Origin of the sequence: Streptomyces sp. PA03-1a (assembly GCF_033792805.1) — a bacterium.
Lineage (GTDB): Bacteria > Actinomycetota > Actinomycetes > Streptomycetales > Streptomycetaceae > Actinacidiphila.
In genome coordinates, this window is sequence record NZ_JARAVO010000089.1 from 23,486 (window position 1) to 34,521 (window position 11,036).

General features: G+C 71.8%; 6 protein-coding genes. 3 read left to right on the forward strand and 3 right to left on the reverse strand.

All coding sequences use genetic code 11. The annotated features are described in order from the left end of the window. Window positions 1-44 precede the first annotated feature (44 nt). Window positions 45-4,337, forward strand: a complete 4,293-nt coding sequence (locus PV341_RS21055) for a discoidin domain-containing protein (protein ID WP_500358703.1) — start codon at window positions 45-47, stop codon at window positions 4,335-4,337. A 196-nt stretch (window positions 4,338-4,533) separates the two neighbouring features. On the opposite strand, the gene PV341_RS21060 is transcribed toward PV341_RS21055, so the two are convergent. Beyond that, on the reverse strand, window positions 4,534-5,016 hold the full coding sequence (locus PV341_RS21060; RefSeq protein WP_500358704.1) for a lamin tail domain-containing protein: 483 nt from the start codon (window positions 5,014-5,016) through the stop codon (window positions 4,534-4,536). A gap of 328 nt (window positions 5,017-5,344) precedes the next feature. Between PV341_RS21060 and PV341_RS21065 the strand changes: the two genes are divergently transcribed. Further along, entirely contained in the window at window positions 5,345-6,208 is an 864-nt protein-coding gene (locus PV341_RS21065; protein ID WP_500326353.1) for a class I SAM-dependent methyltransferase, read from the forward strand. Here the strand turns inward: PV341_RS21065 and PV341_RS21070 are convergent. Then, window positions 6,171-6,761, reverse strand: a complete 591-nt coding sequence (locus PV341_RS21070; RefSeq protein ID WP_500326354.1) for a TIGR03086 family metal-binding protein — start codon at window positions 6,759-6,761, stop codon at window positions 6,171-6,173. The two genes, PV341_RS21065 and PV341_RS21070, sit on opposite strands and share 38 nt — an antisense overlap. Window positions 6,762-6,974: 213 nt before the next feature. Here PV341_RS21070 and PV341_RS21075 point away from each other — a divergent pair, with 213 nt between their 5' ends. Beyond that, window positions 6,975-9,404: a SpoIIE family protein phosphatase gene (locus tag PV341_RS21075; protein ID WP_500358706.1), complete on the forward strand. Its 2,430-nt coding sequence runs from the start codon at window positions 6,975-6,977 to the stop codon at window positions 9,402-9,404. Window positions 9,405-9,811: 407 nt separating this feature from the next. On the opposite strand, the gene PV341_RS21080 is transcribed toward PV341_RS21075, so the two are convergent. Then, window positions 9,812-10,792, reverse strand: coding sequence for a beta-propeller fold lactonase family protein (locus PV341_RS21080; protein WP_500358707.1), 981 nt, complete (start codon window positions 10,790-10,792; stop codon window positions 9,812-9,814). Window positions 10,793-11,036: the final 244 nt, after the last annotated feature.

An 11,036-nucleotide genomic window follows, 5' to 3' on the forward strand; every position in this document is an offset into this window, starting at 1 on the left:
CATGTCATGGCACCAACAACTCTGACGAGAGGCACAGGGACGACATGCCAAGGAAACGGTTCATCCAACGGCTGCTGGCGGGGGTGATCGCAGCGGGCCTGGTGCTGCTCGGCCAGTCGGCGCTGCCCGCCGCGGCCGCCGGCGGCCCCAACCTCGCCGCGGGGGCGCCGGCCGCCGCGAGCAGTTCCCACGCCGAGTACGGGGTCGCCAACATCACCGACGGCAACCAGAACACCTACTGGCAGAGCGCAGGCAGCTCCTTCCCGCAGTGGGTCCAGGTCGACCTGGGCAGCAGCACCAGCATCGACCAGGTCGTCGTCAAACTGCCCGCCTCCTGGGAGGCCAGGACCGAGACCTTCGCCGTCCAGGGCAGCCCCGACGGCTCCACCTTCTCCACGCTGTCCGGCTCGGCCGGGCGGAACTTCGGCCCCGGTTCGGGCAACACGGTGACCATCGACTTCTCGGCCACCACCACCCGGTTCGTACGGCTGAACATCACCGCCAACACCGGCTGGCCCGCCGCCCAGGTCTCCGAGCTCGAGGTGCACGGCTCCGCCGTCTCCACCGACAACCTCGCCCAGGGCCGCACCCTGACCGCGAGCAGCGGCAACGCACCCTACGTCGCCGCCAACGCCAACGACGGCAACCAGACCACCTACTGGGAGAGCGCCAACAACGCCTTCCCGCAGTGGATCCAGGCCGACCTCGGGTCCTCCGTCGCGGTCACCAAGGTGGTGCTGAAGCTGCCGCCCTCGTGGGAGGCACGGACGCAGACGCTGTCCCTGCGCGGCAGCACCAACGGCTCGTCCTTCAGCGACCTGGTGGCGTCCCGCGACTACACCTTCAACCCGGGCGACAACAACACCGTCACGATCAGCCTGAGCAGCACGACCACCCGCTACCTGCGCGTCAACGTCACGGGCAACACCGGCTGGACCGCCGCGCAGCTGTCGGAGCTGGAGGTCTACGGCCCCGCAACCGGTGACACCACCGCGCCGAACGCGCCCACCGGCCTGGCCTACACCGAGCCCGGCTCCGGCCAGATCCGGCTGACCTGGAACGCCGCCGGCGACAACGTCGGCGTCACCGGCTACGACGTCTACGCCAACGGCGAGCTGCGCACCAGCGTCTCCGGCAGCACGCTCACCTTCACCGACAACCAGCCCGACAGCGCCACCGTCAGCTACTTCGTGCGCGCCAAGGACGCGGCCGGCAACGTCTCCGGCAACAGCAACACCGTCACCCGGACGGGCTCCGGCGGCGACACGCAGGCGCCCAGCCAGCCCGGCAACCTCACCCTCACCCAGCCCGGTTCCGGCCAGATCAAGCTGACGTGGACCGCCTCCAGCGACAACGTCGGCGTCACCGGCTACGAGGTCTACGCCAACGAGGTCCTGCGCACCACGGTGTCGGGCACCACGCTCACGTACACCGACAGCCAGCCCGACACCGCAACCGTCTCCTACTACGTGAAGGCCAAGGACGCGGCGGGCAACCGCAGCGTCGCCAGCGCCACGGTCACCCGCAACGGCTCGGGCGGCACCGGCTCCAACATGGCCGTGGGCAAGCCGATCACGGCGTCGTCCAGCACCCAGAACTTCGTCGCGGCCAACGCCAACGACAACAGCGTCACCACCTACTGGGAGGGCGCCGGCGGCAGCTACCCGAACACGCTGACCGTCTCCCTCGGGGCGAACGCCGACGTCACCTCGCTGGTGCTCAAGCTCAACCCCGACAGCGCCTGGGGCACCCGCACCCAGACCGTCCAGGTGCTCGGCCGGGAGCAGGGCGCGAGCGGCTTCACCAGCCTCAAGGCGGCCGCCGACTACACCTTCAACCCGTCCTCCGGGAACACGGTGACCATCCCGGTCAGCGCCCGGGTCGCCGACGTACGGCTGCAGTTCACCGCCAACAGCGGTGCGGCCGCGGGCCAGGTGGCGGAGTTCCAGGTGATCGGCACCCCGGCGCCAAACCCGGACCTGACCGTCACCGGCATGTCCGTCTCCCCCGGCGCACCGGTCGAGACGGACTCGGTGAGCCTGTCGGCGACCGTGCGCAACATCGGCGAGCTCGCCTCGGGCGCCACGAACGTCACCTTCTACCTGGGCACCACCAAGGTCGGCACCGCCGCGGTCGGCGCGCTGGCCGCGGGCGCCTCGACCACGGTGACGGCGAACATCGGGGTACGGGACGCGGGCAGCTACCCGCTGAGCGCCAAAGTCGACGAGTCCGGGGACGTCATCGAGCAGAACGACACCAACAACACCTACAACAGCCCGACCCCGCTGGTCGTCAGGCCGGTCGACAGCTCCGACCTGATCGCCTCCCCCACCGGCTGGTCCCCCGGCAACCCGGCCAAGGGCAACACCGTCACCTTCTCGGTGGCGATCAAGAACCAGGGCACGGTCGCCTCGGCCGGCGGCTCCCACGGCATCACCCTCACGGTCACCGACACCACCTCCGGCTCCGTCGTCAAGACGCTGACCGGCTCCTACAGCGGCGCCATCGCGGCGGGTGCCACCACGAGCCCCGTCTCGCTGGGCACCTGGACCGCCGCCAACGGCAAGTACACCGTCAAGACCGTCATCGCGCCCGACGCGAACGAACTGGCGGTCAAGCAGCAGAACAACACCAGCACCCAGTCGCTCTTCGTCGGTCGCGGCGCCAACATGCCGTACGACATGTACGAGGCGGAGGACGGGGTCCTCGGCGGGAGCGCCGCCGTGGTCGGCCCCAACCGCACCGTCGGCGACCTGGCCGGTGAGGCGTCCGGCCGCAAGGCCGTCACGCTGAACAGCACCGGCAGCTCGGTGGAGTTCACCACCAGGGCCAGCACCAACACCCTGGTCGTCCGCTACTCCATCCCCGACGCCGCGGGCGGCGGTGGGATCAACTCCACCCTGAACGTCTACGTCAACGGCAGCTTCCTCAAGTCCATCGACCTCACCTCCAAGTACGCGTGGCTGTACGGCAGCGAGACCGCCCCCGGCAACAACCCCGGTGACGGCAATCCCCGCCACATCTACGACGAGGCCAACCTGATGCTCGGCACGACCGTGCAGGCCGGGGCGAAGATCAAACTGCAGAAGGACGCCGCCAACGGCAGCCAGTACGCGATTGACTTCGTCAACACCGAGCAGGTCGCGCCGATCGCCAACCCCGACCCCGCGGCCTACACCGCGCCGACCGGGTTCACCCACCAGGACGTGCAGAACGCCCTGGACAAGGCCCGGATGGACACCACGGGCACCCTGAAGGGCGTCTACCTGCCGCCGGGCGACTACGAGACGGGCAGCAAGTTCCAGGTCTACGGCAAGACCGTCAAGATCATCGGCGCGGGCCCCTGGTACACCCGCTTCCACACGCCGACGAGCCAGTCCAACACCGACGCGGGCTTCCGCGCCGACTCCACCGCCAACGGCTCGTCCTTCTCGGGCTTCTCCTTCTTCGGCAACTACACCTCGCGCATCGACGGTCCCGGCAAGGTCTTCGACTTCGCGGGCGTCGCCAACATGACCATCGACAACGTCTGGAACGAGCACACGGTCTGCCTCTACTGGGGCGCCAACACCGACAACATCACCATCACGAACTCCCGGATCCGCGACACCTTCGCCGACGGCGTCAACATGACCAACGGCAGCACGGACAACCACCTCGACAACATCGAGGCCCGTGCCACGGGTGACGACAGCTTCGCCCTCTTCTCGGCGATCGACGCCGGCGGGGCGGACGAGAAGAACAACCTCTACGAGAACCTGACGTCCCTGCTGACCTGGCGCGCCGCGGGCATCGCCGTCTACGGCGGCTACGCCAACACCTTCCGCAACATCCTCGTCGCGGACACGCTGGTCTACTCGGGCGTCACGATCAGCTCCCTGGACTTCGGCTACCCGATGAACGGCTTCGGGACCGACCCGACCAACCTCCAGAACATCTCCATCGTCCGCTGCGGCGGGCACTTCTGGGGCAGCCAGACCTTCCCGGGCATCTGGCTCTTCTCCGCCTCGAAGGTCTTCCAGGGCATCCGCGTCAGCGACGTGGACATCGTGGACCCGACCTACAGCGGGATCATGTTCCAGACGAACTACGTGGGCGGTCAGCCGCAGAACCCGATCAAGGACACGGTCCTCACCAACGTGTCCATCACCGGCGCCCACCGCAGTGGTGACGCCTACGACGCCAAGTCGGGCTTCGGCCTGTGGGCCAACGAGATGCCGGAGGCGGGACAGGGTCCCGCGGTCGGCTCCGTCACCTTCAACAACCTCACGATGAGCGACAACTACCAGAACATCAAGAACACGACGTCCACGTTCACCATCAACACCAACCCGTAGCGGAGGGACGCGCGAGCGCCGTGGTCCCGGCCGGTTCTTCTCCGGCCGGGACCACGGCGCTCCGTCCTCGCCGCCGCCCTCGCGCAACACGGCGGCGTGCCGCGGCGGGATTCCGCCGCGGCACGCCGTGAAGGGGTGACGGGGTGGGCCGTGCCGGCCACGGGGCTGCGGCGGCACGACCCGGCTCGGGTGCCGGTCAGCGGCGGCCGCTCCAGGACTTGACGTCCACGACCTGGCGGTGGTCGTTGCGCAGGGTGGCGACGTCGCGGCGGTCCCAGACGGAGTTGCGGCGGTCCTGGAAGACGTCGCGCCGGCCGTCGCGGCCGAAGCCGGTGTGGACGCGCACCTTCGAGTGCCCGGCGAGCCACACGTTGTTGAAGCGGTAGCGGTTGCCGTCCCGGTCCGACAGGCTCCAGCCGCGCAGGTTGACCGAGCCGCGGCCCGTGTTCACCACTTCGATCCATTCGTCACCGCCGCGCCCGCCGCGGCCGCCGCGGCCGTGGCCGTGGCCGTCGCGGCCGTGGCCGTGGCCGTCGCGGGTGTTGACGTCACCGATCACCACGGAGTGGCGGCCGTGGTCGCGGCTCTGCGCAGCGGTGGCCGGCAGGGCGGCGGCGGCCACGACCGCTCCGGAGGCGAGGACGGTGGCGATGACGCGACGGGTGATACGAGCAGACATGATGCCCCCTCAACAAAGGTGCGGTCCTGGTCCTTTCGGGCCGTTCCCGCGGTGCGGATGCTTCGGCGGTTGCCGATGACCCAACTCTGACCCAGCGGCGACGCGCACAACCGGAACAATCGCTTCGCGTTACATAATGCGGACATATCCGTAACTGTTAGCTGTAAGCGACATCTGTCAATCTCGACTGAAATATCGACTACCTGCACGATGCATCCACCCGGCGGGCACCGCCGCCCGGGCTTTTCCGTGTCACCCACACGAGTGCCCTGATCGTCGGGCGGCCCCCGGCGGCCGGAGGGAGGCCCCCGTAACGGAGAATCGCGCCATGACGACACGCGACACGGACCACGGGGGCGGCCCGGGACACGACCACGGCTACCTGCTGGACAACCGCCGGGCCGAGGCGGGGACACGTTTCGACGCCCTCGCCGAGCTCTTCGACCCCGTGACGTTCCGGCACGTCGACGCGCTCGGCATCGGGGTGGGGATGCGCTGCTGGGAGGTGGGTGCCGGCGGCGCCTCGGTGCCCCTCGGACTGGCCGCACGGGTCGGCCCCGGCGGTGCCGTGGTCGCCACCGACATCGACGTGTCGTGGACCCGGGACGCCGCGGGCGGTGCGGTCGAGGTGCTGCGGCACGACGTCGCCGCCGACCCCGCACCGCCGGGCGGGTTCGACCTCGTCCACGCCCGGCTGGTGCTGGTGCACGTCACCGACCGGGCGGAGGCGCTGCGGCGCATGATCGGCGCCCTCCGCCCGGGCGGCCTGCTGCTGCTGGAGGACGCCGATCCCGGGCTGCAGCCGCTGCTCTGCCCGGACGAGTCCGGACCCGAGCAGCGGCTCGCCAACCGGCTGCGCTCCGGCTTCCGCACGCTGATGGCCGGGCGCGGCGCGGACCTGGCCTACGGGCGGACGCTGCCGCGGCTGCTGCGGGAGGCAGGTCTCGAGGAGGTCGGGGCCGACGCGTACTTCCCGATCACGTCACCGGCGTGCGCGGTCCTGGAGGCGGCAACGGTGCGGCACATCAGGGACGGGCTCGTGGCGGCCGGGCTGGCCACCGACGAGGAGGTCGACCGCCATCTGGCGAACGTCGCCACCGGCACGCTCGACCTGGCCACGGCGCCCATGGTCTCCGCCTGGGGTCGCCGGCCGCTCAGCGCGGCGGGCTCCAGTCCGGATCGCGGCCGGTGAGTCCGACCAGCCGGTCCAGCGCCGGCGCGGAGTCCGGGACGGGAACCGGCCGGCCGAAGGGCCCCGAGCGGTCGCCGGAGGCCGTCCGGAAGCCGGTGAGCAGGGCGATCGCGGCCTCGACGGCGGACTCGTCGGGGCGGTGGTCGAGCCCCGTCGCGCGGGCCAGGTCCCAGCCGTGGACCAGCAGCTCGTTCAGGGCGAAACGGCCCGCGGCGTCCGCGGGCAGGGTGATTCCGCCGGCCCTCGTCTCGCCCTCCCAGGCCCCGGGGTGCCGCCAGGCCGCGGACACCTCCGTCAGCAGGACGGGCAGCACGTCGCGCCAGGCGGGCGGGAGCTCGGGGACCACCGCGCCGGGATCGCCGTCCGTGGTGGGGCCGAAGTCCTTGCGGGCGGCGTCGCGGAAGCCCGCACAGAGCCCGGCGATGTGCCCGATGAGGTGGGCCACCGTGTAGTCGGGACACGGCGTGGGCGCGTCGAGCTGCTCGTCGTCGATCCGCTCCAGGAGTGCGCTCACGTCCCGGGCGGCCGGACGGAGGTCGGGATGGTGCGTCATGGGGTTCCCCCGGGTGTCGGTTGTCGTCACCGGTGAGGACCGGTGCGGTGCCGGAAACTCATCGCGGGACGCGGGGACAGCCTTCCTCCGGTCGCGTCCCGGCAGGTCACGGCGGTGAGGCACGCACCGCGTGCCTCAGATCTTGACGGCGGGCAGTATTGGTCTGTGGGAATCCTTGGGTGTGCCAGGGCCGGGTGGGCGTGACGGGTGGACATGCGCGGCACGCTGTTCGCCGACGCCCCTGACGGTTTCCCCCGGTCCAGAGGCGCCGCCTTCGCCGTCGTCGACGCACGGGGCACCGTGACGAACTGGACCCCCGGCGCGGAGCGGCTGCTCGGCTGGACGACCGCCGAGGCCTGCGGGCCGGTGTCCCGGCTGCTGTGGTCACGCCCCGACGGCGCCCGCGTCGCGGGCATCATGAACGCGGAGCACTCGGTCTTCCTCGGCCCCCTGCTGCTGCGGCACCGGGAGGGCGAGCCGGTCGCGGTGGTGCTGTGGGGACATCCCCTCGCGCCGGACCGCTGGCTGCTGCAGGCGGAGGACGCCGAGGCGGTGCGGCAGGACGACCTGCTCGGCGCGCTGCTGCGCGGCCTGTTCACCGAGTCACCGTTCATCATCGACGTCTTCGACACGGACCTGCGCTTCCTGGCCCGCAACGACTCCCAGATCCGCGCGACGGGCTTCCCCGAGGACTTCGTCGGGTGCACCATGCGCGAGGTGGCGCCGCCCGGGCTGCTGGACCCGGACGCCTTCGAGGCGCGCCAGCGGCTGGTGCTCAGCTCGGGCCGGGCGATGATCGGCAGCGAGGTGCGCGGCCGCGACCCCCGCGACCCGGACCGGGACACGGTCTGGTCGGAGACGATCCTGCCCCTGCGCGGCGCCGACGGTGACGTGGTGGCCCTGGCGCACATGGTCTTCGACCTCACCACGGAGGCCCGGGCGCGGGAACGGCTCGACCTGGTCAACGAGGCCAGCGCGCGGATCGGCAGCACCCTGGACGTGCTGCACACGGCGCAGGAGCTGACGGACGTGGCCGTGCCGCGGTTCGCCGACTTCTCCTACGTCAACCTGGTGGACTCGGTGATCGGTGGTGAGGAGCCGCTGCCCGGGCCGGTCGCCGACACGGTGCCCCTGCGCCGCGCCGCGGCGACGATGGTCCCCGGCGGCCCGGCGCGGACCGTGGTGGCGCCGGGCGACGTGGACGGCTTTGCGTCCCTGCCCGGCACCCCGGCCGCACGGGCCCTGGCCACCGGCAAGCCCGTCCTGCTCACGGGCGAGGAACTGCTGGTCGAGCTGGAGGCCGCCGATCCCGCCCGGGCGGAGCTGATCCAGGGTTTCGCCGTCCGGTCCTGGCTCCTGGTGCCGATGTTCGCGCGCGGGGCGGCGCTGGGCGTGGTGCTCTTCATCCGGTTCACCCGGGCACACTCGTTCGAGGCGGACGACGTCATGCTCGCGCAGGAGTTCGTCGCACGCGCCGCGGTGTGCATCGACAACGCGAGCCGCTACACCCGCGAACGGGCCACGGCGCTGGCGCTGCAGCGGAACCTCCTGCCGCAGCGGCTGCCGGCGCTGGCGACCGTGGAAGCCGCCGCGCGCCACCTGGCACGGGGCGGCCACGCCGGGCCCGGCGGCATCTGGTTCGACGTCATCCCGCTCTCCGGCGCGCGTACCGCCCTGGTGATCGGCGAGGCGGGCGGGCACGGGCTGCACTCGGCGGTGTCCATGGGCCGGCTGCGGACGGCCGTGCGGACGCTGGCGGACCTGGACATGGCCCCGGAGGAGCTGCTCACGCACCTGAGCGACCAGGTCAAGCGGTTCCACGAGGAACAGGGCGGGCCCACCCCCGGGATCTCCGCCCCGACGTGCCTCTACACGATCTTCGACCCGATCACCATGCGCTCCGCCGTCGCGAGCGCCGGGCACGCGATGCCGGCACGGGTGAGCCCCGACGGCGAGGTGTCGGTGGCCGGGGCCCCGGCGACGCCCGCACTGGGCACCGGCGGCGTGCCCTTCGAATGCTCGGAGGTGGCCCATGCCGACGGTGACCTCCTGGCCCTCTACACCGAGGGGCTGCTCGCCCCGGCGTCCGGGGACGCGGCGGTGCTCCGGCTCGCCGAGGCGCTGGCCGGGGCCGGTCCCGGGTGCGGGCCCGGCGAGATCGCCGACGAGGCACTGCGCCGGCTCGTGCCGGGCGGGCATCCCGGGGAGGACGTGGCACTCCTGGTGGCACGGCTGCACCGTCTGCCGCCGGACCGCCACGCCACCTGGGACCTGGCGGGCGCGCCGGAGTCGGTCGGGCGGGCGCGCGGGCTGGTGACCGGGAAACTGGCCGAGTGGGACCTCGCGGAACTGGAGTTCACCACCGAGCTGCTGGTCAGCGAGCTCGTCACGAACGCGATCCGCTACGGCGCACCGCCGGTGCGACTGCGGCTGATCCGCGACCGCCGGCTGATCTGCGAGGTCGGCGACGGCAGCAGCACCTCCCCGCACGTCCGGCGCGCCCTGGAGACGGACGAGGGCGGACGCGGGCTCTACCTGGTCTCGCAGCTCGCTTCCATGTGGGGCACGCGTTACCACGCCCGCGGCAAGACCATCTGGGCCGAGCAGCCGCTACCCGCACCGGACGGGGCCGACGGCGGCTGACCGGACCCGGGCCCGGCAGGGCCCGACCCGGCGAACTTCCCGATTCTGCAACATCGGGACGGTTCGCCGTCGATGGCGTTGACACCGTCGCGGCCGAACTCCCACCCTGGTGAATACGTGAGCGACATTTCTACTGAAAAGGGGCTAATCATGGCGATAGGCAGGGAGAAAGGCAGCCGAATCCGGCACCTCGTAGGAGCGTCGTGCGCCGCAGCGCTGCTCGCCGGAACGGTGGGCGTGGCGAGCGCCCAGGCGGCGCCTCAAACGACCAGAGCCACGACGGAGACCTCACGCCTGGCGCCCAGCGAGGACTGCACGAGCTACCACAACGACGGCGACGGCAACCCCGTCTGGGAGCCGCCGGGCTGCACCCCGCCTTGAGTTGAGCCGGCCCACCCGCACGTTCGCTAGAACGTGATCACCGACACCGAACCGGAGGTCGCGTCGGCCACGTAGACGCGGCGCTCGTCCGGCGACACCGCCACCCCCTCAGGGCTGGAGCCCACCGCGATCGCGCCGCCCACCGTGCGGTTCTCGGCGGTGTCGATCACCGACACCGAACCGGAACCCCCGTCGGCCACGTAGACGTGCCGCCCGTCCAGGGACATCGCCATCCCCGCGGGGCTGGAGCCGACGGGGATGGGATCGCCGACCGTACGGTTCTCCGCGGCGTCGATCACCGACACCGAACCCGATCCCCCGTTGGCCACGTACACCCGGCTCCCGTCCGGCGACACCGCCACCCCCTCAGGGCGTCGGCCGACGAGGACGGGATCACCCACCGTACGGTTCTCCGCGGTGTCGATCACCGACACCGAGGCCGAGCTCCTGTTGCGGCCGAAGCTGGTCACGTAGACCTTGCGCCCGTCGGGGGACACCGCCACCCCCCGCGGGAAGCGGCTGACGGGGATGGGGTCGCCGACCGTGCGGTTCTCCGCGGTGTCGATCACCGACACCGAACCGGACGTCCCGTTGGCCACGTAGACCCGGCTCCCGTCCGGCGACACCGCCAGCCCCTCCGGGCTGGAGCCCACGGAGATCGCATCGCCCACCGTGCGGTTGCTCGACGTGTCGATGACCGAGACCGAGCCCGCGTAGTTGTTGGTCACGTAGACCTTGCGCCCGTCCGGTGAGACCGCCACCCCCTTCGGGAAGCGGCCCACGGGGATGGGATCGCCCACGGTGCGGTTCAGCTCGGTGTCGATCATCGACACCGACCCCGAGCTGTAGTTGGCCACGTAGCCCCGGCCCCCGTCCGGGGACATCGCCACTCCGTGCGGGGAGTCGCCGACCTTGATCGACTGCACGGATGCCGGCGTGGCGTGCTCAGGGCCCGGGGAAGGGGATTGCGCCAGGTAGATGCCGCCGCCCACCAAGGCCAGCGCCACCAGCACCACCGCGGCGACGAGCCCGGCCCGCCGGCGCCGTGGCCGGGGCGGACCGGACCGCGGTGGGCCCTCGCCGCCCTTCGGCGGCAGCGGCCCCGGGGGCGGGCCGGACCGTTCGTGTTCCTCCTGCCCGGCCGGCGGCGGGAGTTCGGCCGACGGGACCGCGGTGGGCCCTCGCCTCCCTTCGGCGGAAGCGGGCCCGGGGGCCGGCCCGAACGGTCGTGTTCTTCCGTCCCGCCCCGGC